The following is a 23,707-nucleotide window of genomic DNA, read 5'->3' on the forward strand; positions in this document are numbered from 1 at the left end:
GATCGATTACTCGCGAATACTGTAAAACCAAGTTTGTTACTCTTCGCATTTAGAATTGGGTAAGTATTCGGCGGGCGGGAACGGCGCGCACCTGAACACGGCTCAGCGATCCGTGTTCATGGCCGCTATGCGCTGACGGCAGGAACGAAAGGGCACGCCGCCGACGAAAGGTTCGCGGCAATTCCGTGGCATGGCAGGTCGTCGCAATGATCGCGGTGAGGTGGGCCGCAACGTGCGACGAACTGGCGACAGAAGGTCGTGCCTTTAATTTGGCGTCATGTTGCACGTGCGCGCCTGCTATGTTAGCAAAGCCGCGATTTTAACGAGCCCGGCACTTCCCGTGCTGGTCGAAAATCGAAGTCCCGCTTGAATTCCAAGGGCTTGGATCGCTAGGCGCCGCTTTGTGGCGACGGTTTTTCCCTTGCGAATTTGACAGCTAAAAGAGCGCGTCTGTGGCTGCAGAAGATACGTCCGTTTCAGGTGTGTCGGGCCGTTATGCAACGGCCTTGTTTGAACTGGCCCGCGACCAGAAAGTGGTCGATGAGGTCAAGGCCGACCTCGACAAGTTCGAGGCTCTGCTGAACGAAAGCGCCGATCTGAAGCGCCTCGTCCGCAGCCCGGTCTTCGCGGCTGACGCCCAGTCCAAGGCCCTCTCGGCCGTGCTGGACAAGGCCGGCATCGCCGGCATCACCGCCAATTTCCTCAAAGTGCTGACCGCCAACCGCCGCCTGTTCGCGGTGGCTGACGTCATCCGCGCCTATCGGGCCCTCGTCGCCAAGTTCAAGGGCGAGGCGACCGCTGACGTCACGGTCGCGGAAGCGCTGTCGGACAAGAATCTCGACGCTCTCAAGGTTGCCCTGAAGTCGGTGACCGGCAAGGACGTCGCGCTCAACGTGAAGATCGATCCCTCGATCATCGGAGGCCTCGTCGTGAAGCTTGGCAGCCGCATGATCGATAGCTCGCTTCGCACCAAACTCAATTCGATCAAGCACGCGATGAAAGAGGCAGGCTGATGGACATCCGCGCCGCGGAAATTTCCGCGATCCTCAAGGACCAGATCAAGAATTTCGGCCAGGAAGCTGAAGTCTCCGAAGTCGGACAGGTGCTGTCCGTCGGCGACGGTATCGCCCGCGTCTACGGTCTGGACAACGTCCAGGCCGGTGAAATGGTCGAGTTCGAGAACGGCACCCGCGGCATGGCGCTGAACCTCGAAACCGACAACGTCGGTGTCGTTATTTTCGGTGCCGACCGCGAGATCAAGGAAGGCCAGACCGTCAAGCGCACCCGCGCCATCGTGGACGCGCCGGTCGGCAAGGGTCTGCTCGGCCGCGTCGTCGACGCGCTCGGCAACCCGATCGACGGCAAGGGCCCGATCCAGGCCGAGAAGCGCATGCGCGTCGACGTCAAGGCGCCCGGCATCATTCCGCGCAAGTCGGTGAGCGAGCCGATGGCGACCGGCCTCAAGGCGATCGACGCCCTGATCCCGATCGGTCGCGGCCAGCGCGAGCTGATCATCGGCGACCGCCAGACCGGGAAGACCGCGATCGCGCTCGACACCATCCTGAACCAGAAGCCCCTCAACGCGCAGCCCGACGAGAACATCAAGCTGTACTGCGTCTACGTCGCGGTCGGCCAGAAGCGTTCGACCGTCGCGCAGTTCGTGAAGGTGCTGGAAGAGCAGGGCGCGCTCGAATATTCGATCGTCGTCGCCGCCACCGCGTCCGATCCGGCGCCGATGCAGTACATCGCGCCCTTCACCGGCTGCACCATGGGCGAGTACTTCCGCGACAACGGCATGCACGCGGTCATCATCTATGACGATCTGTCCAAGCAGGCCGTCGCCTACCGCCAGATGTCGCTGCTGCTGCGCCGCCCGCCGGGCCGCGAAGCCTATCCCGGCGACGTGTTCTATCTGCACTCCCGCCTGCTCGAGCGCGCGGCGAAGCTGAACAAGGACCAGGGCTCGGGCTCGCTGACGGCGCTGCCTGTGATCGAAACCCAGGCCAACGACGTGTCGGCCTACATCCCGACCAACGTCATCTCGATCACCGACGGCCAGATCTTCCTGGAAACCGACCTTTTCTTCCAGGGCATCCGTCCCGCGGTGAACGTCGGTCTGTCGGTGTCGCGCGTCGGTTCGTCGGCGCAGACCAAGGCCACCAAGAAGGTCGCCGGCAAGATCAAGGGCGAGCTCGCGCAATACCGCGAAATGGCGGCGTTCGCGCAGTTCGGCTCCGACCTCGACGCCTCGACCCAGCGCCTGCTCAACCGCGGCTCGCGCCTCACCGAGCTCTTGAAGCAGCCGCAGTTCTCGCCGCTGAAGATGGAAGAGCAGGTCTGCGTGATCTGGGCCGGCACCAACGGCTATCTCGATCCGCTCCCGCTCAACAAGGTGAAGGCGTTCGAGGACGGCCTGCTCTCGCTGCTGCGCGGCAAGCATGTCGACATTCTCAACGCGATCCGCGACAGCCGCGATCTCTCCGACGACGTTGCCGCGAAGCTGAAGGCTGTGGTCGAAGGCTTCGCGAAGAGCTTCGCGTAATCACGAGCCGTCATGGCCGGTTCGCCGGCCATGATCGTTTCGCGAAAGGCACAACAACAAGAAGCGTGCCCGGCGCCCGGCCGGGCATCGCGGTAGGGACAGGCTAGCGGTCCGACATCGCGTCGAACCGCCGGGGTGAACGAAGAATGGCGTCACTTAAAGACATGCGCGTCCGCATCGCCTCCACCAAGGCGACGCAAAAGATCACCAAGGCCATGCAGATGGTCGCGGCCTCGAAGCTGCGCCGCGCGCAGACCGCCGCGGAAGCCGCCCGTCCCTATGCCGACAAGATGAGCGCGGTGATCGCCAACATCGCCAGCGCTGCCGCGGGGTCGCCCGGCGCCCCTGCGCTGCTGGCCGGCACCGGCCGCGACCAGGTTCATTTGCTGCTGGTCTGCACCGGCGAGCGCGGCCTGTCGGGCGCCTTCAACTCGTCGATCGTGCGCCTCGCCCGCGAGCGCGCGCTGGCCCTGATGAACCAGGGCAAGGAAGTGAAATTCTTCTGCGTCGGCCGCAAGGGTTACGAGCAGCTCCGCCGCCAGTTCGACAAGCAGATCGTCGAGCATCTCGATCTGCGCAGCGTACGCCAGCTCGGCTTCGTCAATGCCGAGGACATCGCCAAGAAGGTGCTGGCGCGTTTCGAGGCCGGCGAGTTCGACGTCTGCACGCTGTTCTACTCGCGCTTCAAGTCGGTGATCGCGCAGATCCCGACCGCCCAGCAGATCATCCCGCTGGTGGTCGAGGAAGGCGCTCCCGCCAGCACGACGTCCTACGAATACGAGCCGGAAGAGGACGAGATTCTCACCCGTCTTCTGCCGCGCAACCTCGCGGTCCAGATCTTCCGCGCGCTGCTCGAGAACAACGCCTCGTTCTACGGCGCGCAGATGAGCGCGATGGACAACGCGACGCGCAACGCCGGTGAGATGATCCGCAAGCAGACGCTGGTCTACAACCGCACGCGTCAGGCGCAGATCACCAAGGAACTGATCGAAATCATCTCGGGCGCCGAGGCCGTCTGATCACGGCGCATCGACACCCATCACACGCAACATCGCGGTCAGGCTGATCGCGGCTCAGAAGTTCGGATCGAAGGAGACATTCAATGGCAGCCCAGGTCGGTCGCGTCACCCAGGTCATCGGCGCCGTCGTCGACGTGCAGTTCGAAGGCCACCTCCCGGCCATTCTCAACTCGCTCGAGACCAAGAATGGCGGCAACCGCCTGGTGCTCGAAGTCGCCCAGCATCTCGGTGAGTCCACCGTCCGCACCATCGCGATGGACACCACCGAAGGTCTGGTCCGCGGTCAGGAAGTCACCGACACCGGCGCTCCGATCCGCGTTCCCGTCGGCGAAGGCACGCTCGGCCGCATCATCAACGTCATCGGCGAGCCGATCGACGAGGCCGGTCCCGTCAAGACCGCAGGCCTGCGCGCGATCCACCAGGAAGCGCCGACCTACACCGACCAGTCCACCGAGGCTGAAATTCTCGTCACCGGCATCAAGGTCGTCGACCTGCTCGCTCCCTATGCCAAGGGCGGCAAGATCGGCCTGTTCGGCGGCGCCGGCGTCGGCAAGACCGTGCTGATTCAGGAGCTGATCAACAACGTCGCGAAGGCGCACGGTGGCTACTCCGTGTTCGCCGGCGTCGGCGAGCGCACCCGTGAAGGCAACGACCTCTATCACGAGTTCATCGAGTCCAAGGTCAACGCCGATCCGAAGAATCCGGATCCGAGCGTGAAGTCGAAATGCGCGCTGGTGTTCGGCCAGATGAACGAGCCCCCGGGCGCCCGCGCCCGCGTCGCGCTCACCGGTCTCACCATCGCGGAAGACTTCCGCGACCAGGGCCAGGACGTGCTGTTCTTCGTCGACAACATCTTCCGCTTCACCCAGGCCGGCTCGGAAGTGTCGGCGCTGCTCGGCCGTATTCCTTCGGCGGTGGGTTATCAGCCGACGCTCGCGACCGACATGGGCGCGCTGCAGGAGCGCATCACCACCACGCAGAAGGGCTCGATCACCTCGGTGCAGGCCATCTACGTTCCGGCCGACGACTTGACCGACCCGGCGCCGGCGACCTCGTTCGCGCATCTGGACGCGACCACCACGCTGTCGCGCTCGATTGCTGAAAAGGGCATCTATCCGGCGGTGGACCCGCTCGACTCGACCTCGCGCATGCTCTCCCCGCTGGTCGTCGGCGAGGAGCACTACGCGGTCGCCCGTCAGGTCCAGCAGGTGCTGCAGCGCTACAAGGCGCTGCAGGACATCATCGCCATTCTCGGCATGGACGAGCTTTCGGAAGAGGACAAGCTGACCGTGGCCCGCGCCCGCAAGGTCGAGCGCTTCATGTCGCAGCCGTTCCACGTCGCCGAAATCTTCACCGGCTCGCCGGGCAAGTTCGTCGACCTCGCCGACACCATCAAGGGCTTCAAGGGCCTGGTGGAAGGCAAGTACGATCACCTGCCGGAAGCCGCCTTCTACATGGTCGGCACCATCGAAGAGGCGGTCGAGAAGGGCAAGAAGCTCGCGGCGGAAGCCGCCTAAGCTCTTCACCTCGTCATCGCCGGGCTAAAGCGCGAAGCGCGTCTTCAAACTGAAGTCCCGGCGATCCATCGAAAGAGAATTTTGATGGATGGACCCGCGGGTCGAGCCCGCGGGTGACCAGCAAAGCAAGCGGAAACACCATGGCCACCTTCCACTTCGATCTCGTCTCTCCGGAAAAGCTCGCCTTCTCGGGTGAGGTCGACCAGGTCGACGTCCCCGGCTGGGAAGGCGATTTCGGCGTGCTCGCCGGGCATGCCCCCTTCGTGGCTGCGGTGCGGCCGGGCATCCTGACCATCATCGCCGGTGGCCAGAAGCAGAAGGTCATCGTGCTCGGCGGCCTGGCGGAAGTTTCCGACGATCGTCTCACCGTGCTCGCCGACGTCGCGACCTCGCTGGACGAGCTCGATCGGGCGCAGTTCGCCGACAAGATCGCGGAAATGCAGGAGAAGCTGTCGGAGCACGAAGGCTCCGAGCTCGATCTCGCGATTGCGCGGCTCGACCACTACAAGAGCATCCAGCAGGAGCTCAACACGACCGCGATGCACTAACGCCGACGTCGCACTTGTGATCGCCGGCGTCGCACTTGCGATCGCCGGCGTCGCACTTGCGATACCGCGCGCCGCGTTCGCGGTCACGCCCCGCGGCGCCGGCCTTTCAAATTTCCGCAGCAAAATCAGCGCTCGTCACAGACCGTGGCGGGCGCTGAAACTTTGTTGCACCGCGCCGGCGATAGCGGCATTCTGCCGCGGCGAAGAGGTTCCAGGGCAGGTCGCAGATGAAGCGCAAGATCGCGGCGATTTTCGCGGCCGATATTGCCGGCTACTCGAGGCTCGTTGCGGAAGACGAGGAAGAGACGCTGCGGCGCCTGGCGTCCTATCGCTCCGTCATCGACGATTTCATCGCAAAGGCGAACGGCCGCATCTTCAACACCGCAGGCGATGCCGTGCTCGCGGAATTCCCGAGCGCGGTCGACGCGGTGCGCTGCGCGATCGACATCCAGGAGTCCTTGCGAACCCGCAACATGGCCTATCCGCCGAGCCGGCAGATGTCGTTCCGCATCGGCATCACCATCGGCGACGTCGTCGAGCGCGACGGCGATCTGCTCGGCGACGGCGTCAACATCGCGGCCAGGCTCGAGGGGCTCGCGGAGGTCGGCGGCATCTGCATCTCGCGCGCCGTGCATGAGCAGGTCGCCAACAAGCTGTCGGTGCAGTTCGCCGATATCGGCGCACAGGAAGTGAAGAACATCCCGACGCCGGTGCACGCCTACATGGTCGCGATGCGGCGCGAGGACGGGACTTACGCAAGACCGCAGCTGAAGAAAACGATCAAGGCTGCGCCTGCGCCGAACTGGATGTGGCCGCTGGTGGTCGGCGTGGTCTCCGTTGTCGCCATCGGCGTCGGCGGCTTCCTCTATTTCACCAAGCTCGAGACGGCGCAGGTCACGTCCAGTCCCGCGACGTCCACTGCCGCGGCAACCGCGCCGGGTTCGCTCACTGCGCCGTCACCCAGCCCGACGCCCACGATGGCGGCGAAGGCGCCTTCGCCGGTGCCGACATCGACGCCGACCCAAGCGGCTGCCGCGACACCGACGCCGATGTCGTCACCGCCCGCTGCCTCCACCGGCAAGATCGCGGTGGACGCGGTGCCGTTCATCGGCGAGCGCCAGCGTGCATTTCTCAGCAACGATATGCGGCCGCCGGGGATTACAAGGCTTACGCCCTGAACATCGGCGGCTTCTTCGGCTCCGCGCTCAATAAGCCGACCGAGGAGGAGGCGCGCAACGCCGCGCTCGACCAATGCCAGAAGCGCGCGGACGCCGCCCAATCGCAGCGGCGCTGCGAGCTCTATGCCGTCGGCAACAAGGTGATCTATGGCCATGGGGAGCCGCCGATGCCGCCGAAGCCCTGGTATCGGCACGACGCCATCACCGAGCGCGCGTTCGTGCCGAAAGATTTTCCGATGCTGCGTGATCAGTTCAAGACCCGGCTCGAAAACATCTACATGACGGCGGCGAAATCGCGCACGATAGCGCTCGGTCCCGCCGGACAATATTTCATGGGGCTTGGCGGCACGACGGTTGACGATTCGGCGCGGCGCGCGCTGGAGTCCTGCGGCGCGATCGCGGGCTCGGCCTGCATGATCGTGGCGGTCGACGACGTCTTCGTCGTGCCGATTCCGACCCTGCTCAGGGTCACGGGCTTGTTCCACGCCGCGACCAATCCCTCGATCGTGGCCGATGCGCGCGACGAGATCGTGCGCAAGCTCGGCGACGCCACGGGCTGGAATGCGGTCGCCGTCGGCACCGCCGGCCGCCCCGGCCTTGGTCTCAAGGCCGCCGACGAGCAGACCGCGGTCAACACCGCACTCGCCGACTGCGCCAGGCACGACAGCGACTGCCACGTCATCGCGATCGGCCCCTTCGCGGTCGGGCCGATGAATTGATACAGCGGGGCTATCTGGCGAAGGGTGCGAACTGCTCGGCCACCGCCCGGTAGACCTCGCGGCGGAACGGCACCACGAGGTCGGCGACGCGGCCGAGCTGCTCCCACCGCCACGCGTCAAACTCCGCAGGCTGGTCATTGCGCGGCGTCAGCGGGTCGATCTCGTCGTCCCTGCCGGTGAAGCGCAGTGCGAACCACTTCTGGCGCTGGCCGCGAAACTTCGCCAGCCGGTGCGTCTGCGGTCCGTCATAGGGCGGGAATTCGTAACTGAACCAGTCGGTCTCGCCGAGATAGCAGGCGCTGACGACACTGGTCTCCTCCCACAGCTCGCGCATGGCCGCATCGCGCAGGTTCTCGCCCTCGTCGACGCCGCCCTGCGGCATCTGCCAGTCGAGCCCGGGCAGGATGATCTCGGGGCCGTCGCCCTTGAAGCGGTGCCCGATCAGCACGCGGCCATCGGCGTTGAACAGCGCTATCCCGACATTGGGGCGGTAGGGTTTTTCGGTGGTCACTTGCAAATGTCTCTCGTCGTCATTCCGGGGCGATGCGTAGCATCGAACCCGGAATCTCGAGGTCCCGGGTTCGATGCTGTCGCATCGCCCCGGGACGACAATAAGGATCAACCATCCGCCAGCGCGGAAAATTCCTTCACCACGCGCTCATAGACCGGGCGCTTGAACGGGATGATCAGTGAGGGGAGGTTCTTCATCGGTTCCCAGCGCCAGCTGACGAATTCGGCCTTGTGGCCGCCGCCGCCGGGATTGGCGACATTGATCTCGCTGTCCTTGCCGGTGAAGCGCACTGCGAACCACTTTTGGCGTTGGCCGCGGTAGCGGCCCTTCCAGGCGCGCCCCGCGACCGTGCGCGGGATGTCGTAGATCAGCCAGTCCGGCACCTCGCCGAGCCGCTCGATCGAGCGCACGCTGGTCTCTTCATAGAGCTCGCGCTTGGCGGCTTCCCAATTGTCCTCGCCGGGATCGACCCCGCCCTGCGGCATCTGCCAGACATGGTTGTCGTCGACATGCTCGATGCCGCCGGCTCTGCGACCGATGAACACCAGGCCTTCCTTGTTGAGCAGCATCACGCCGACGCAGGTTCGGTAGGGCAGATCCTCATAACGCGCCATTCCGCCAAACCTCTCGCGTGCTGCCGGCCGGGCCATCGGGAAGCCCTGCCGTACCAATTCTTTGATTTAGCTGGATTTTGATTTCAGCATCGCGGATGTCAATGGCACCAATAGAATACCCCGGTCGTTCAATGTCTTGATCCAGGTCCCGATCCGCTCGATCGAGACCGGCAGGGCCGAGGCCGTGCCGATGGCGACGCCCCGCTCCCGCGCCGTCGATTCCAGCTTGTTGAGGGCGCGGTCGATCTCGGTCGGGGTCGGCACCGCGTCGAGCGCGATGTCGCCCTTGCCGAACGGCACCGCGAGGCTCCCGGCCGCCTGTGAGGCGATGCTGCGGGGCGAGGAGCCGTCATCGAAGAAGCCGAGGCCGCGCCTGCTGGCCTCGCGGATGATCGGCTGCATCGCCGCGTCCGTCGCGATGAAGCGGGCGCCCATGAAATTGGTGAGGCCGGCATAGCCCTGCATCCGGCTGAGGTGCCAGTACAGGCGGTCGGTGTTCTGGTCTGCCGTCAGCGAGGTCAGCAGCGTCTGCGGGCCGGGATCGTTGTCGGGGAAGTCGTAGGGCTCCATCGGGATCTGCAGGAAGATCTCGTGGCGCTGGGCGCGGGCGCGCTCGGCGAGCTTGGCGGGATCGGACCCATAAGGCGTGAAGGCCAGCGTCACCGCGCCCGGCAGCTTCATGATGGCGTCGGTGGTCTTGGCGGCGCCGACGCCGAGGCCGCCGATCACGATCGCCACCACAGGCATTTTCGCGGCCTTGGCCCGGTCGGCCTCGGCGGCATAGACGTTGAACGGCTTGAGGTCGCCCGAGATCGCGGGGATCATGCCGTAGCGGGACTTCTCCAGCAGCTTTGAATCGACCCCGTTCATGACGGGTGGGGCTGCGGAAGCCGCCTCGCCTTTGTCGCCAGCCTCGCCCGCGCCGATCACCACGTCGTGGCGTGCGCCGGTGGAGCCGTCGATCATGGTGACGGTCTTCTGCTCGCCGGCCTGCTTCGGCGCCTCCTTGGTCTCCTGCTTGCCTTCCTGCTTGATCTCCTGGCCATGACCGGAGGCGACAGGCTTCTCGTCGGTGGCCTTGGGATCGCGGATCGCGATCCGCATCATCGGCTCGCCCCCGAGCGGGTCCTTGTTGAAGATGGCAAAGCCGGCAAAGGTGACCAGGAACAGGCCGAGCATGACGGCGATCAGTTGCATGGCGGTGAACGGCAGCCGCAGCCGCCGTTTCCGGCGCGGCTTGTCCTGTCCGAGCGGGGCGCTCAGATCATCGGCCGTTTCAGTCATGCGAGATCCCGAATCACTCGACCCGACGATACCACGTCGAGGTCAAGCGGCGGCAGGCCGGGATAGGCCGGGGAGACCAGGAGTTCCCAAGCAAAAAGGGCGGCTTCCTGAAGCCGCCCTTTCGTCAGATCGGATAGGTGCGCTAGTTTACTGGCTTAGTTCGCCGCTTTGGGCTTGTCCGCGGGTGCGGCCTTGTTGTCGCTGCCAGGCGTCGGCGCTGCGGAGGCGCTGTTCTTGATGCCGTGGAGCAAGTCGTCGGCCATCTTGAGCGCCTTGTCGTCCTTGGCGTCCGGCGGGACGTAGGATTGCGAACCGGTCTTCTCGTCGCCGTCGTTCTTGAGGTGACCGCGCAGCGAAGCTTCGCCCTTGGTATCGGTGCGCGCCTTCAGCTCATCAGGCACGTCCTGCAGCACTTCGATATCGGGCACGATGCCCTTGGCCTGGATCGACTTGCCCGACGGCGTGTAGTAGCGCGCCGTGGTGAGGCGCAGCGCGCCGTTGCCGCTTCCGAGCGGGATGATGGTCTGCACCGAGCCCTTGCCGAACGAGCGCGTGCCGACGATGGTCGCGCGCTTGTGGTCCTGCAGCGCGCCGGCGACGATCTCCGACGCCGAGGCCGAACCGCCGTTGATGAGCACGATGACAGGCTTGCCCTTGGTGAGGTCACCCGTGTGCGCGGTGCGGCGCTGGGTCTCCTCGGCGTTGCGGCCGCGGGTCGACACGATCTCGCCCTTCTCCAGGAACGAATCGGACACGGTGACGGCTTCCTCGAGCAGGCCGCCCGGATTGTTACGCAGGTCGATGATGTAGCCCTTCAGCTTGTCGCCGATCTGGCTCGAGAGGTTGGCGACCTCCTTCTTCAGGCCTTCGGTGGTCTGTTCGTTGAAGGTGGTGATGCGGATATAGGCGATGTCGTCGGCCTCGACGCGCGCGCGCACCGAGCGGACGCGGATGTTGTCGCGCACCAGGGTGACGTCGATCGGATTGTCCTGGCCCTTGCGGATGATCTTGAGCTTGATCTTGGTGTTGACGGGGCCGCGCATCTTCTCGACCGCCTGGTTCAGGGTCAGGCCCTGCACCGCTTCATCGTCGAGATTGGTGATGATGTCGTTGGCCATGACGCCGGCGCGCGAGGCCGGCGTATCGTCGATCGGCGAGACCACCTTGATCAGGCCGTCTTCCATCGTGACCTCGATGCCGAGACCGCCGAACTCGCCGCGGGTCTGCACCTGCATGTCGCGGAAGCTCTTGGCATCCATGTAGCTCGAATGCGGATCGAGGCCCGAGAGCATGCCGCTGATCGCGGATTCGATCAGCTTGGTGTCGTCGGGCTTCTCGACATAGTCGGAGCGCACGCGCTCGAAGACGTCGCCGAACAGGTTGAGCTGGCGATAGGTGTCCGCTGTCGCGGCTCGCGCGCTGGAGCCCATGAACACCGCGCGCGGCTGGGTCACGAACAGCGTCAGCGCCGCACCGGTGGCCGCGCTGAGGAGGATAACTGAAGTCTTGCGCATCATCCGCGAACCTTCTCGCCTTCATTTGCGGCCCACCATGGGCCTGGATCGATTGGAGTGCCGTCTTTGCGGAACTCGACATACAGCACAGGTTGACTCGCGTTGGTGGCGAGAATGGAGGCGACTTGAGATGTCGACCCCATGGTCGCGACCGGCTCCCCCGTGAGCACAAACTGTCCGATGTTTACCGAAATGCGCTCCATCCCGGCGATCAGGACATGATACCCGCCCCCGGCATTGAGGATCAAGAGTTGTCCATAGCTGCGGAACGGGCCGGCATAGACCACCCAGCCGTCGCACGGGGTCGTGACCTGGGAGCCGGGCTTGGTGGCCAGCGAAATGCCCTTCTGGACCCCGCCGACCCCGTCGGAACCGCCAAAGTCCCTGATCTTGTTACCGTTAACCGGCAGCGGCAGGAGCCCCTTGGCCGAGGCAAACAGGATCGCCGGGCTGGTCCGGGAGCGGTCCTTGAAAATGGCCGGGCCCGGTTTGGCATTGGCCGCCGCATTTGCAGCCGCAGCTTTCGCCTCTTTGGCCTCGTCGGCCTCGGCCTGCCTGGCGGCCTCGGCGGCCTTCTCGGCCGCCTTGGCGGCACTTTGCAGGTCCTGCTCCATCTTGGCGATCAGCCCCTGGAGGTCGCCGACCTGCTTTGACAGCGTGATGGCGCGCGAATTCTCGGCGTCGAGGTCCTTTTCGCGCGAGGCCTGCTGGCGCTGCCGCTCCTCGACCAGGGCGGTGAGCCGGGTCTGGTCGCTGCGGATCCTGTCGCGGTCGGAGGCGAGCTGGTCGCGTTCGCTCGCGATGGTCTTGCGCAAGGCAACAAGCTCGCCGAGCTCGCTTGCGATCGTCTCGGCGCGGCCGCGCAATTCCGGCACGACGGCGCCGAGCAGCATCGCGGTGCGCAGCGATTGCAGCGCATCTTCCGGCCGCACCAGCAGCGCCGGCGGCGTACGCCGTCCGGCGCGCTGCAGGGCCGCCAGCACCTCGACGATGTCGGCGCGGCGCGAATCGAGCGAAGCGCGCGCCTGCTGCTCGCGGCCGTTCAGCGTCTTCAGCCGCGCCTCGGCCTCGTCGATCTTGGTCTCGACGGTGCGGACATTGGCGGCGGTGTCGATCAATTGCTGATTGAGCTGGGTGCGGTCCTGGCCGAGCGAGGCGATCTCGGCCTTCAGCTTGGCCTGCGCCTCCTCCGCGCTCTTCTGCCGGGCGCGCGCGGCTTCCAGCTCCTGCTCGCGCTGCTTGATCGCGTCGGGTGAGATCGCCGCGGTCTGCGGCGCCGGTGCGATTGCCTGACCTTGCATCTGAGCTTGCGCGAGGCTTTCTTCAGCGAAGAGGCTTGCGCCGGCGCAGCTCGCCATCAGCAGCAAATTGAGGATCGGCGCTCGCATCTGTTGCGCAAGGTGCTCGTTGTGGCGCGAATCACGCGCGATGGTAGGGGTGGCCGGCCAGAATGGTGGCGGCCCGATACAGCTGTTCCAGAAGCATGACGCGGACCATTTGATGCGGCCAGGTCGCAGAGCCGAACGCGATCGTGAGCTTGGCCTTACGGCGCAATTCGGGCGAAAGTCCGTCCGCCCCTCCGATCACGAAGATAGTATGACCGACGCCCTCGTCGCGCCAGCGTCCGAGATTCCGTGCGAATACGGTGGAATCGAGGTTCTGGCCGCGCTCGTCCATCGCCACCAGAATCGATTTTTCGGGAATGTGCGCCGATATCGCCGCGGCTTCCTCGGCCATGCGGGTTGCGGTGTCGCGCGCGCGGCTCTCGGGGATTTCGTGGATGGTCAGCTCGCGGAATCCGAGCTTGCGGCCAACCTCGTCGAACCGCTCGAAATAGCGGTCGGCAAGCTCCCGTTCGGGGCCCTGCTTCAGCCGGCCCACCGCAATGACTGCAACACGCATGAGGCTTCAGAGTCGTGTTTTCATGACCGCGCGCATTCCGCGCGCGCACGACGCTAGCATGCGCGTCAGCCGATTCGAAATCGGCCAAGCAGGCCGACCGGTCGAGCCTAGATCGCCTTCGCCGCCCCTGGGCCCTGCGTGTACAACCGCTCCAGGTTGTAGAACTCACGGACCTCGGGTCTGAACACGTGCACGATCACATCGCCGGAATCGATCAGCACCCAGTCGCAATTGGGCAAGCCCTCGACATGGATGTTCTTGATGCCGCTTTCCTTGAGGCTCTTCGTCACGTTCTCCGCGATCGCGCCAACGTGCCGGTTCACACGGCCCGTGGTGACGATCATGTAGTCGGAGTACGCCGATTTGCCGCGAAGGTCGATGGTGACCGTCTCTTCCGCCTTCATATCCTCGAGGCGGGAGAGGATCAGGCTCAGCGTCTTGTCGGCGTCGGGTTGCGCCTTCAAGGCCGCAGCTTGGGTCGATGTTTTACGCGTAGGCTTGGCAACCTTGGGTAAAACAGACTTGGACAATACAGACGTGGTCAGGGACCATTCCTTTCACTGTATCGCGAACGCCGAATCCGGCGTCCACTGGCTACACTACATCATGTGGGGTTAAGGGTTTCAATATGCCAGAGAGCCCGTAAATCCCCACATTGCGTCTCACTTCGTACCTTTCCAGCTTCCGTCCGGGTTCCTCAAGCCCGTCGAGGAGAGGTTGAGCTTCAATCCGGTCAGAAAGACCCAGGCCGGCGCCGGCCGATCCGCAAGCGAGGCGGCTTCAATCTCCGGCAGGCGATAGCGCGCGAGCGCCTGGGCGGCGGGGGAGGCGAGGGCGCGGAAACTCTGCGGCGGACGGTCGATCACTGCCATCGGGACCTGGGCGGCGATGCGCCGCCAGTCCTGCCAACGATGGAATTGAGCGAGGTTGTCGGCGCCCATGATCCAGACAAAGCGCAAGCCCGGGAAGCGGCGGCGCAAGGTGTTGATCGTGTCGATAGTATAGCGGGTGCGAATGACGGATTCGAGACAGCTCACCTCGATCCGCGGGTCATCAGCGACGTCACGCGCCGCCTGCATGCGCTCGCCGAGCTCGTGCAGATTGCCGTTCTCCTTGAGCGGATTGCCTGGGGTCACCAGCCACCAGACGCGATCGAGTTGCAATCGCGTAAGTGCGAAGCGGCTGATCGCGCGATGCGCCTGATGCGGCGGATTGAACGAGCCGCCGAGCAGGCCGATGCGCATGCCCCCGGTATGGGGCGGGACCGCTTGCGCCACGAAGGGCGGCACGACGAAATTTTGACTCAATGCCCCGCGCCTCGCGACATCGCTTACGGCCGCGTCTGTCCGGTGCCGTGAACGCGATATTTGAAGCTCGTCAATTGCTCGGCGCCAACAGGACCACGGGCGTGGAAGCGGCCGGTGGCGATGCCGATCTCGGCGCCAAAGCCGAACTCGCCGCCGTCGGCGAACTGCGTCGAGGCGTTGTGCAGCACAATCGCGGAATCGACTTCGCTGAGAAATTTTTTCGCCGCAGCCTCGTCCGAACTCACGATCGCATCGGTGTGGTGCGAGCCGTGGTCCTGGATATGCGCGATCGCGCCGTCGACGCCGTCGACCACCTTTGCGGCGATGATCGCGTCGAGATATTCGGTGTCCCAATCGTCTTCGCTGGCAGGCTTTACGCGCGCATCCGTCCCTTGCACGGCATCGTCACCGCGCACTTCGCAGCCGGCCTCGAGCAGCATCTCGACCAGCGGCTTCAGAGCCTTGCCAGCAGCGGCGCGATCGACCAGCAGCGTTTCAGCGGCGCCACAGACGCCGGTGCGGCGCATTTTTGCGTTGAGCACGATCTCCTTCGCCATGGCGAGGTCGGCGCTGGCATCGACATAGACGTGGTTGACGCCTTCGAGATGCGCGAACACGGGCACGCGCGCTTCCTGCTCGACGCGCGCGACCAGGCTCTTGCCGCCGCGCGGCACGATCACGTCGATCGAGCCGTTCAGTCCGGACAGCATCATGCCGACCGCTGCGCGGTCGCGCGTCGGCACCAGCGTGATCGCAGCTTCGGGCAGGCCGGCTTCGCGCAGGCCCTGGACGAGACATTCGTGGATCGCGCGACAGGAGCGAAAGCTATCCGAGCCACCGCGCAGGATCACGGCATTGCCTGATTTCAAACAGAGCACGCCGGCATCTGCCGCAACGTTGGGACGGCTCTCGAAGATCACGCCGACGACGCCGAGCGGCACACGCACGCGCTCGATGGTCATGCCGTTGGGTCGCTGCCAGCTCTCGGTGACGATGCCGACGGGGTCAGTGATGCCGCGCACGATTGCGATGCCCTCGGCCATGCCCTCGACTCGCGCCGGCGTCAGCGTCAGGCGATCTATGAAGGCGGAGGTCGCATCGCCCGAGGCACGGGCTTCCGCAACATCCTCGGCATTGGCGGCGAGGATCGCAGCTGCGTTGGCGCGGATCGCTCGTTCCATGGCCTCCAGCGCCCGGTTCTTCTGCTCCGGCGGCGCCAGCGCCAGCACGCGCGCGGCGGCGCGGGCACGGCTAGCGAGATCGGACATCAGCGCCTGAAGATCGGCATTGCCGTCAACGGCTTTGAGGGGGGCGGCCATGGGAGTTCAACCTTCTGCTAAGGCGGTGTCCTAGCACGGAAATCCCGCTTTTGCGAAGGGTGGGGAGGGTATGGCTGGGGCCCGGCTGGTGCTGCCGAGTCGGCCAATGGCCTGGTCAGGCCCGAAGCTGGACAGGTGCTTGCCAGGCGACCAAATATCAATAAATATCATTATCTGATAACGGAGCGGTCCCATGGCAAGCAGCTACAGCATCGGCAAGCATTTCGAGGACCTGATCGACAATCTGGTCGAGAGCGGCCGCTACGCCACCGCGAGCGAGGTGATGCGCGAAGGCCTTCGGTTGGTCGAGGAGCGCGAAGAGCGGCGCAAGATCAAGCTGGAAGCGCTACGGGAGGAAATCCAGAAGGGGTTCGACAGCGGACCGATGGAAGAAGTCGGTGACATGTTCGAGCGGATCAAGTCAGAAGGTCGGAAGCGTCTGGCGGCCAAGAATGGCAAAAAGACCGCTTAAGAGTCCGCAAACAGAAATCGACCTTACGGCGATCTGGGATTATATCGCCGCAGATAATCCGCGAGCGGCCGACGCGCTGCTTGATCGCATCGACGCAACATTCAATATGTTGGCAGGCACACCATTTGCCGGCCGCGATCGCAGCGAATTGCGCGCCGAGCTGCGTAGTTTTCCGGTCGGCAACTATTTGATCTTCTACATACCCACAGCTGACGGTGTTGAAGTTGTCCGAGTGATGCACGGCCGGCAGGATATCGGCGCCGACGACATGCAATAGTTGGCGGCCGGTTCGCCCTTACCCGCCCACCACCAGATCATCGCGGTGGATCATCTCGGACCTCCCGCTGATGCCGAGGATGGTCATCACCTCAGGCGAGGAGCGGCCCTTAATCCGCTCGGCGACCTCGGCGTCATAGGCGATCAGGCCGCGGCCGATTTCGCTGGTGTCGGGGCCGCGGACGATGACGGCATCGCCGCGGGCGAACTGGCCCTCGACCTTGATCACGCCGGCCGGCAGCAGGCTGGCGCCGGCGCGCAGCGCGGTCACCGCGCCCGCATCGATGGTCAGCGTGCCCTTCGGCTCCAGCGTGCCTGCGATCCAGCGCTTTCGCGACGTGATGGGATTGGCCGGAGTCAGGAACCAGGTGCAGCGGCCGCCATTGGCGATCGCCTGCAGCGGATGCTCGATCTTGCCCGACGCAATCAACATATGCGTGCCGCCAGTCGTGGCGATCTTGGCCGCCTCGACCTTGGTGCGCATGCCGCCGCGCGACAACTCGGACTCGGCGTCGCCAGCCACCGCCTCGATCTCCGAGGAGATGCTCTCGACCACCGGGATCAGCTTTGCGTTCGGGTTGTTCTTCGGCGGCGCGTCGTAGAGGCCGTCGATGTCGGACAGCAGCACCAGCAGATCGGCGCTCGCCATGGTGGCGACGCGCGCGGCGAGGCGGTCATTGTCGCCGTAGCGGATCTCGGTGGTGGCGACCGTATCGTTTTCGTTGATGACGGGGATGGCGCGCCACTCCAGGAGCTTGCCGATGGTGGAGCGGGCATTGAGATAGCGACGGCGCTCCTCGGTGTCCTGGAGCGTCACCAGGATCTGTCCGGCGCCGATGCCGTGGGCGCCGAGCACCTCCGACCAGATCCGCGCCAGCGCGATCTGGCCGACGGCCGCGGCGGCCTGGCTCTCCTCCAGTTTCAGCGGGCCGCGCGGCAGCTTGAGCCGGCTGCGGCCGAGCGCGATCGAGCCGGAGGAGACCACGAGGACGTCGCGGCCCTCCCTGTGCAGCCTGGCCATGTCGTCGGCGAGCGCGGCGAGCCAGGAGGCACGCACCTCGCCCCTGTCGGAATCGACCAGCAGCGCAGAGCCGACCTTGACGACGATGCGGCGGAATTGACTGAGTTCGGGACTGGCCATGTGCGTATGTTTTGGCGCTACGGAAATTGTTCGGGTGAGGCCCGCTTTTGCAGCAGGACGATGGCCGGCGCAAGGCGGGCAGAACGGTAAACGGCGAAGGTCGGCCTTGTCTTGCCGGCCAGCCCGGTTCTAATGCCGCCAACCAATCACGGACGGGACGGGAAACGAATGGATCGCCGTAAATTCATCGCCGGATGTCTCGGTCTGCCGCTGCTGGCGCAGCAGGCGGGTGAGGCGCACGCGCAGGCTGGCCTCACCAAAATCATCTTCCCGTTCGCGGCGGGGGCGGGCGGCGACACGCTGTGCCGGCTGATCGCGCAGGAAATCGCCCCGATGCTGCAGCGGACCGTCGTGGTCGAGAACCGCACCGGCGGCGACGGCCTGATCGGCATCAAGGCGGTGAAGGGCGCGAGCCCCGACGGCAGCATGGTGCTGGTGACCACGGGGCCGACCATGTACCTGCTGCCGATGGTGGAGACGATTCCGAGCTTCGATACGGCGAAGGATTTCATGCCGGTGTCGCTGCTGGCGCGGTTCGAGTTTGCGCTGGTGGTTGGCCCGGCCATGGATGTCGCTGACTTCAAGGGATTCGTCGCCTGGCTGAAGGCGCATCCCGACAAGACCTCGTTCGGCGTGCCGAGCAACGGCACCATTCCGCACTTCGCCGGCTCGAAGCTGGAGAAGGATCTCGGCATTGCCCTGACGCGCGTGCCCTATCGCGGCAGCGCGCCGATCCTCAATGACATCATCGGCGGTCATATCTCGTTCGGCATTACGACATTGGCGGATGCGCTGCCGCAGCATCGCGCCAAGGGCGTCAAGATCATCGCGACCAGCAGCGCCGAGCGTTCGCCGTTTGCGCCCGAGGTGCCGACGCTGAAGGAGAGCGGCATCGATCTCGTTGCCGATGCCTGGTACGGCATGTGGCTTCCCGCCGGCAGCCCGCCGGAATTCGCCAGCAAGCTCGGTGCCGCCGCGAGTGCGGTGCTTGCCAAGCCTGAGGTGAAAGAGAAGCTCACGGCGATCGGGCTGATTCCAGTCGGCAGCAGCGCGGATGGCCTGACCAAGGAGCTCGCCGCCAACACGGCGTTCTGGCAGCCGATCGTGACGGCGACGGGATACAGGATCGAGAATTGAGTCTCTCCTCCCGTCATTGCGAGCGCAGCGAAGCAATCCAGCGCCCCTCCGCGGAGAGATTCCGGATTGCTTCGCTGCGCTCGCAATGACGGCGCGTCTCAAATCTTCGCGCGCTGGGCGATGCCGTCCTTGATCGCGGCAAGCTCCGCTTCGTCCCAGATGCCGATCAGGATCCCGCCCTTCACCTGGAGCTGGTTGTCGGCATAGTTCGCGATCCTCTCGCGCGGCGTGGTGATGTGATCGTTCGGATGCAGGGCCCAGTCGAACAGCTCGGCCTGGAGCCGCGCGATGATCGCAGCGCATTCCGGATCGTCGCCGCGATCGACATATTCGTCGGGGTCGGTTTCGAGGTCGTACAGCATCGGGCGGAAGCCGGAGGCGTGGATGTATTTCCAGCGGCCGTCGAACACCATGAACAGGCGGCAGCGCTCGATCGGCTGGTTCAGCTTCAGCCGCACGTCCTGCATGGAATAGTCGTATTCCGAGAACGCCACCTTGCGCCAATCGGCTGGCCTCTCGCCGCGCAGCAGCGGCAGCAGCGAGCGTCCTTCGAGGATGTGGCCCGGCACCTTGCCGCCGAAATAATCGACGAAGGTCGGCGCGAGATCAATGCCTTCCACCAGCGCATCGCAGTGCGTGCCGCGCGTCGCGTCGGCTTCTTTCGACGGATCGATGATGATCAACGGGATCTTTGCGGACTGCTCGTGGAACAGGTCCTTCTCGCCCATCCAGTGATCGCCGAGATAGTCGCCATGATCGGAGGTGAACACGATCATGGTGGTTTCCAGGAGGCCGCGCGCCTGCAGAAACTTCATCAGCACGCCCATCTGGTCGTCGATCTGGGTGATCAGGCCCATATAGGTCGGGATCACCTTCTCTCTCGCCTCGTCGCGCGCCATGTTGCGGGAGTAGCGCATGTCCATGTAGGCCCCGAACACCGGATGCGGGTTCTGCCGCTCGCGCATCGAGCGGATCACCGGGATCATGTCCTCGGTCGAATACATGCTGGCATAGGGCTCGGGGGCGATGTAGGGCCAGTGCGGCTTGATGTAGGACAGATGCAGGCACCATGGCCGGCCATCGGCCTCGGCCTCGCTGATGAAATCCATCGCGCGCCGCGTCATGTAGGGCGTCTCGGAATGCTCGTCCGGCACGCGCGCGGCCTTGTCGGCATGCACCAGCAGCCAGCCGTTCTGCAACGAGCCATCTTCGGCTGCGCCTGAATTGGCCCAATGCTCCCACGGATTGGGGGCCTCAAAACCTTGCTTTCGCAGATATTCGTCGTATCTCGGGCGTGGCCGGCCGCTCGGATGCAATCCGTCGTCGCGCTCGTAAGGTTCAAAGCCGCATTCGGCGACATGCACGCCGATGACGGATTCCGGCGGGATGCCGAGCGCCTTCATGCCTTCGAGGTCAGGCGCCATGTGGGTCTTGCCGACGAGCACGTTGCGCACGCCGATCTTCTTCAGGTGATCGCCGAGCGTGGGCTCGCCGACGCGCAGCGGCCAGCCGTTCCAGTGCGAGCCGTGCGAGCGCATATAGCGGCCGGTGTAGAACGACATCCGCGAGGGCCCGCAGATCGGCGACTGCACGTAAGCCTTGGTGAAGAGCACGCCACGCCTGGCCATGGCGTCGATGTTCGGTGTCTTCAGCGTCCGATGACCGGTGCAGCCGAGATAATCGTAGCGAAGCTGGTCGCACATGATCCAGAGAACGTTCTTCGCGCGCGCCATGCTTTGCCTCCGCCCCCTTCTCGACCTTCTGGATGCTGCTCTATCGAGGGCGCGAAGACAACCTCTCCCACAGGGAGAGGTCGGCGCGTAGCGCAAATCGACCTCTCCCCGTTGGGGAGAGGTGTGGAGAGAGCATCGCCCTCTACGCCGACCACGGCTCCGCTTCGGCCGCACTCTTGGCCTTGGCTGACACCGGGGCCTCGCCGATCACATCGACCAGCGCGCGCAGCGCTTCCTTGACGCCCTGGCCCGTCGCGCCCGAGATCAGCAGCGGCGTCTTCTTTGCGGCGCGCTTCAGCCGGTCCTTCTGCTTCTTCAGCTCGTCCGGCTCGACCGCGTCGATCTTGTTCAGCGCGACGATTTCGATCTTGTCGGTCAGCAGCCCGCCATAGGCGTCGAGCTCCTTGCGCACGGTCTTGTAGGCCTTGCCGGCATGCTCGCTTGTCGCGTCGACCAGATGCAGCAGCACGCGGCAGCGCTCGACATGACCGAGAAAGCGGTCGCCGAGGCCGGTGCCTTCATGCGCGCCTTCGATCAGGCCGGGAATGTCGGCGAGCACGAATTCGCGGCCGTCGGCGTTCACGACACCGAGCTGCGGATGCAGCGTGGTGAAGGGATAGTCCGCGATCTTCGGCCGCGCGGCGCTGACCTTGGAGAGGAAGGTCGACTTGCCGGCATTGGGCATGCCGACGAGGCCGGCGTCGGCGATCAGCTTCAGCCGCAGCCAGATCCAGCGCTCCTCGCCCGGCTGGCCGGGATTGGCGTTGCGCGGCGCGCGGTTGGTCGAGGATTTGAAATGCGCGTTGCCGAAGCCGCCATTGCCGCCCTCGGCCAGCACGAACTTCTCGCCGACCTTGGTGAAGTCGTGGATCAGCGTCTCGCGATCCTCGTCGAAGATCTGCGTGCCCAGGGGGACCTTCAGCACGATGTTCTTGCCGTTGGCGCCGTGGCGGTCCGAGCCCATGCCGTTCTCGCCCTTCTGGGCCTTGAAGTGCTGCTGGTAGCGGTAGTCGATCAGCGTGTTGAGGCCGTCGGCGACCTCGATGATCACGTTGCCGCCGCGGCCGCCATTGCCGCCGGAGGGACCGCCGAACTCAATGAACTTCTCGCGGCGGAACGCCACGCAGCCGTTGCCGCCGTCGCCTGAGCGGATATAGACCTTTGCTTCGTCGAGGAATTTCATGGGCCATAGGTAGGCCAGCCTGCCACCCGGGGCAACCCGCGTTTGCCCGCAAATCGGCCGAAATTTGAGCGATTTAGGCCCTCGCTTAACCAGCCGGCCGGCGCCGGATCAGGAATTTCTGCGTGCCTTCCAGCACCAGCTCCTTGCGCTGGTTGAACACCGTGCTGCGAAGCGTCACCGTGCCGGTCGTGCGGCCGGGCACGAGCTCGGTGACCTCGAGCGCGGGATAGATCGTGTCGTCGGCGAAGACGGGCTTGAGGAACCGGCTCGACTGCTCGAGGAAGCCGACCAGGGACTCCTCGACCATGAATGGAAACAGCCCGGCGCCGGGCGCGGTGTGGATCAGCGTCTGGAAGCCGTGGGCGAGCAGGTGCGGCATGCCGCGGGCGCGGCAATATTCCACATCATAGTGCACCGGGTGGGTGTCGCCGCTCGCGGTCTGGAAGGCCGCGAACACCGCGCTGGTCTGGGTCCGGCTCGGCAGCACGAAGCGCTCGCCGACCACGAAATCCTCAAACCAGCGTTGCGCTGGCATCATGCGGTGCTGGGCCGGGTCGAAATCCATCATGACGCAAGCTCTTGTCTCGGTGAGGTGCTTATCGCTACCGCGATGCGACGGGTGCGACAATCCGTTCAATTCGGCTTGTGCGGGCTTGTCCCACGCGTCCACGTCATTAAAACCAACGCAAGCGACACTATTCGCCGGCTTCCGACGCTCTCTCTCCGCTCGTCATTGCGAGCGAAGCGAAGCAATCCAGACTGTCTCCGCGGGAGCAGTCTGGATTGCTTCGTCGCAAGAGCTCCTCGCAATGACGGTCTCCCTCTGACACGCGCCGATGCCCTTCTTCAAGAAACTCTCCGCCTATGACGACCGCTCGGCGCGCCTTGCCGGCATCGCTCTCATGGTGCTGTCGATCTCGATGTTCTCGTTCGGCGACGCCATCGGCAAATTCCTGGTCGGAACGTATTCGGTGGGGCAGCTCCTGTTCCTGCGCGCCTGCGCGGCGCTGTTGCTGCTGTCGCCGATGATCTGGCGGCAGCGTCATCAGTTCCTGCATCTGGAGCGGCCGGGCCTGCAGCTGTTTCGCGTCGTGCTGTCGACGCTGGAGGTCGCCGCCTTCTTCCTGGCGACGGTCTACCTGCCGCTCGCCGACGTCATCACCTATTATCTCGCCGGCCCGATTTTCGTCACCGCGATGTCGGCGATTTTTCTCGGCGAGAAGGTCGGCTGGCGGCGCTGGACCGCGATTCTGGTCGGCTTCTGCGGCGTCGTGATCGCGCTGCGGCCATCAGTGCAGACGGTGAGCCTGCCGGCGCTGATCGCGCTCGGCGGCAGTCTCTCCTTTGCAACCTTGATGCTGATCACCCGCAGCCTGCGCAAGACGCCCGACATCGTGATGGCGTCCTCGCAATTCATCGGCACGTTGTCGCTGGGGGCCGTGCTGTCGGCCTTCCACTGGGTGCCGCCGACGCCAGGCAGCCTGGTGTTCTTCGTGCTGGCGGGATGCATCTCGGTGACGGCGCTGTTCTGCGTCAACCGCTCGCTGAAGCTCGCGCCGGCGAGCGTCGTGGTGCCCTATCAATATTCCATGATCGTCTGGGCCGTGATCTTCGGCTTCGTCGTGTTCGGCGACGTGCCGTCCATCGCCACCATCATCGGCGCCGCGATCATCATAGGCGCGGGATTCTACATCTATTTGCGCGAACGCGATCTCGGCCGCGCAAGCGAAGAGGTCAATCCGCCGGTGTAACCACAACCTCGGTGTCGTCCCGGCGAAGGCCGGGACGACG

The 23,707-nt window shown here is 64.9% G+C and carries 22 protein-coding genes and 1 pseudogene; 10 read left to right on the forward strand and 13 right to left on the reverse strand.

Annotated elements, in window-relative coordinates; genetic code table 11:
• The first annotated feature begins 452 nt into the window (after positions 1-452).
• The 6 genes and pseudogenes from ACNJX9_RS01950 to ACNJX9_RS01975 all read left to right on the forward strand — a co-directional run bounded on the left by ACNJX9_RS01950 (position 453) and on the right by ACNJX9_RS01975 (position 7,523).
• Positions 453-1,013 (forward strand): F0F1 ATP synthase subunit delta, encoded by a 561-nt coding sequence (locus ACNJX9_RS01950; protein WP_057740766.1) that lies wholly within the window; start codon positions 453-455, stop codon positions 1,011-1,013.
• Complete coding sequence (atpA, locus tag ACNJX9_RS01955; RefSeq protein WP_057740768.1) at positions 1,013-2,542, forward strand: F0F1 ATP synthase subunit alpha; 1,530 nt, start codon at positions 1,013-1,015, stop codon at positions 2,540-2,542. Before ACNJX9_RS01950 ends, atpA begins: the two co-directional genes overlap by 1 nt.
• Before the next feature lie 146 nt (positions 2,543-2,688).
• On the forward strand, positions 2,689-3,561 hold the full coding sequence (locus ACNJX9_RS01960; protein WP_271599614.1) for a F0F1 ATP synthase subunit gamma: 873 nt from the start codon (positions 2,689-2,691) through the stop codon (positions 3,559-3,561).
• An 83-nt stretch (positions 3,562-3,644) separates the two neighbouring features.
• Positions 3,645-5,078, forward strand: coding sequence for a F0F1 ATP synthase subunit beta (gene atpD, locus ACNJX9_RS01965; protein ID WP_057740772.1), 1,434 nt, complete (start codon positions 3,645-3,647; stop codon positions 5,076-5,078).
• A gap of 140 nt (positions 5,079-5,218) precedes the next feature.
• A complete protein-coding gene (locus ACNJX9_RS01970) occupies positions 5,219-5,626 on the forward strand; it encodes a F0F1 ATP synthase subunit epsilon (protein ID WP_439407643.1) in 408 nt (135 codons plus the stop codon).
• Between the two features lie 227 nt (positions 5,627-5,853).
• Positions 5,854-7,523: pseudogene (locus ACNJX9_RS01975) on the forward strand (adenylate/guanylate cyclase domain-containing protein).
• Between the two features lie 10 nt (positions 7,524-7,533).
• Here the strand turns inward: ACNJX9_RS01975 and ACNJX9_RS01980 are convergent.
• From ACNJX9_RS01980 to ACNJX9_RS02020, 9 genes are all read right to left on the reverse strand, one after another.
• Positions 7,534-8,034: an RNA pyrophosphohydrolase gene (locus ACNJX9_RS01980; RefSeq protein ID WP_439407644.1), complete on the reverse strand. Its 501-nt coding sequence runs from the start codon at positions 8,032-8,034 to the stop codon at positions 7,534-7,536.
• Positions 8,035-8,141: 107 nt separating this feature from the next.
• Positions 8,142-8,648 (reverse strand): RNA pyrophosphohydrolase, encoded by a 507-nt coding sequence (locus ACNJX9_RS01985; RefSeq protein ID WP_057740778.1) that lies wholly within the window; start codon positions 8,646-8,648, stop codon positions 8,142-8,144.
• A gap of 66 nt (positions 8,649-8,714) precedes the next feature.
• On the reverse strand, positions 8,715-9,932 hold the full coding sequence (locus ACNJX9_RS01990; RefSeq protein ID WP_439407645.1) for a divergent polysaccharide deacetylase family protein: 1,218 nt from the start codon (positions 9,930-9,932) through the stop codon (positions 8,715-8,717).
• A gap of 155 nt (positions 9,933-10,087) precedes the next feature.
• Entirely contained in the window at positions 10,088-11,449 is a 1,362-nt protein-coding gene (locus ACNJX9_RS01995) for a S41 family peptidase (RefSeq protein ID WP_439407646.1), read from the reverse strand.
• Positions 11,446-12,834: a murein hydrolase activator EnvC family protein gene (locus ACNJX9_RS02000; RefSeq protein WP_439407647.1), complete on the reverse strand. Its 1,389-nt coding sequence runs from the start codon at positions 12,832-12,834 to the stop codon at positions 11,446-11,448. Before ACNJX9_RS02000 ends, ACNJX9_RS01995 begins: the two co-directional genes overlap by 4 nt.
• A 31-nt stretch (positions 12,835-12,865) precedes the next feature.
• Positions 12,866-13,348: a 23S rRNA (pseudouridine(1915)-N(3))-methyltransferase RlmH gene (rlmH, locus tag ACNJX9_RS02005; protein ID WP_057740786.1), complete on the reverse strand. Its 483-nt coding sequence runs from the start codon at positions 13,346-13,348 to the stop codon at positions 12,866-12,868.
• Between the two features lie 107 nt (positions 13,349-13,455).
• A complete protein-coding gene (gene rsfS, locus ACNJX9_RS02010) occupies positions 13,456-13,812 on the reverse strand; it encodes a ribosome silencing factor (RefSeq protein WP_057740788.1) in 357 nt (118 codons plus the stop codon).
• Between the two features lie 198 nt (positions 13,813-14,010).
• Positions 14,011-14,655, reverse strand: a complete 645-nt coding sequence (locus tag ACNJX9_RS02015; RefSeq protein WP_439407648.1) for a nicotinate-nucleotide adenylyltransferase — start codon at positions 14,653-14,655, stop codon at positions 14,011-14,013.
• Positions 14,656-14,678: 23 nt separating this feature from the next.
• Positions 14,679-15,974: a glutamate-5-semialdehyde dehydrogenase gene (locus ACNJX9_RS02020; RefSeq protein WP_439407649.1), complete on the reverse strand. Its 1,296-nt coding sequence runs from the start codon at positions 15,972-15,974 to the stop codon at positions 14,679-14,681.
• 193 nt (positions 15,975-16,167) lie between these two features.
• On the opposite strand from ACNJX9_RS02020, the gene ACNJX9_RS02025 reads away from it, so the two are divergent.
• Positions 16,168-16,446, forward strand: a complete 279-nt coding sequence (locus ACNJX9_RS02025) for a type II toxin-antitoxin system ParD family antitoxin (protein ID WP_057740794.1) — start codon at positions 16,168-16,170, stop codon at positions 16,444-16,446.
• Positions 16,427-16,723, forward strand: coding sequence for a type II toxin-antitoxin system RelE/ParE family toxin (locus tag ACNJX9_RS02030; RefSeq protein ID WP_220004953.1), 297 nt, complete (start codon positions 16,427-16,429; stop codon positions 16,721-16,723). Before ACNJX9_RS02025 ends, ACNJX9_RS02030 begins: the two co-directional genes overlap by 20 nt.
• Positions 16,724-16,741: 18 nt before the next feature.
• On the opposite strand, the gene proB is transcribed toward ACNJX9_RS02030, so the two are convergent.
• Positions 16,742-17,863 carry a glutamate 5-kinase gene (gene proB / locus ACNJX9_RS02035; RefSeq protein WP_057740797.1) on the reverse strand — a complete coding sequence of 374 codons (1,122 nt, stop codon included), beginning with the start codon at positions 17,861-17,863 and terminating at the stop codon, positions 16,742-16,744.
• Between the two features lie 168 nt (positions 17,864-18,031).
• On the opposite strand from proB, the gene ACNJX9_RS02040 reads away from it, so the two are divergent.
• Complete coding sequence (locus ACNJX9_RS02040; protein WP_439407650.1) at positions 18,032-19,000, forward strand: Bug family tripartite tricarboxylate transporter substrate binding protein; 969 nt, start codon at positions 18,032-18,034, stop codon at positions 18,998-19,000.
• A gap of 98 nt (positions 19,001-19,098) precedes the next feature.
• Here ACNJX9_RS02040 and ACNJX9_RS02045 read toward each other — a convergent pair whose 3' ends face one another.
• The 3 genes from ACNJX9_RS02045 to ACNJX9_RS02055 form a co-directional block, all read right to left on the reverse strand.
• Complete coding sequence (locus tag ACNJX9_RS02045; protein ID WP_439407651.1) at positions 19,099-20,733, reverse strand: alkaline phosphatase family protein; 1,635 nt, start codon at positions 20,731-20,733, stop codon at positions 19,099-19,101.
• Positions 20,734-20,875: 142 nt separating this feature from the next.
• The gene (obgE, locus tag ACNJX9_RS02050) at positions 20,876-21,916 is read right to left on the reverse strand and encodes a GTPase ObgE (protein ID WP_057740805.1); all 1,041 of its coding nucleotides are present in this window, start codon (positions 21,914-21,916) and stop codon (positions 20,876-20,878) included.
• Positions 21,917-22,001: 85 nt separating this feature from the next.
• Positions 22,002-22,484 carry a MaoC family dehydratase gene (locus ACNJX9_RS02055; RefSeq protein ID WP_439407652.1) on the reverse strand — a complete coding sequence of 161 codons (483 nt, stop codon included), beginning with the start codon at positions 22,482-22,484 and terminating at the stop codon, positions 22,002-22,004.
• Between the two features lie 268 nt (positions 22,485-22,752).
• Between ACNJX9_RS02055 and ACNJX9_RS02060 the strand changes: the two genes are divergently transcribed.
• The gene (locus ACNJX9_RS02060; protein ID WP_439407653.1) at positions 22,753-23,667 is read left to right on the forward strand and encodes a DMT family transporter; all 915 of its coding nucleotides are present in this window, start codon (positions 22,753-22,755) and stop codon (positions 23,665-23,667) included.
• The last annotated feature ends 40 nt before the right edge of the window (positions 23,668-23,707 follow it).

The organism is Bradyrhizobium sp. BLXBL-03, from assembly GCF_051853015.1.
In the GTDB taxonomy this organism is placed as follows: Bacteria; Pseudomonadota; Alphaproteobacteria; order Rhizobiales; family Xanthobacteraceae; genus Bradyrhizobium; species Bradyrhizobium manausense.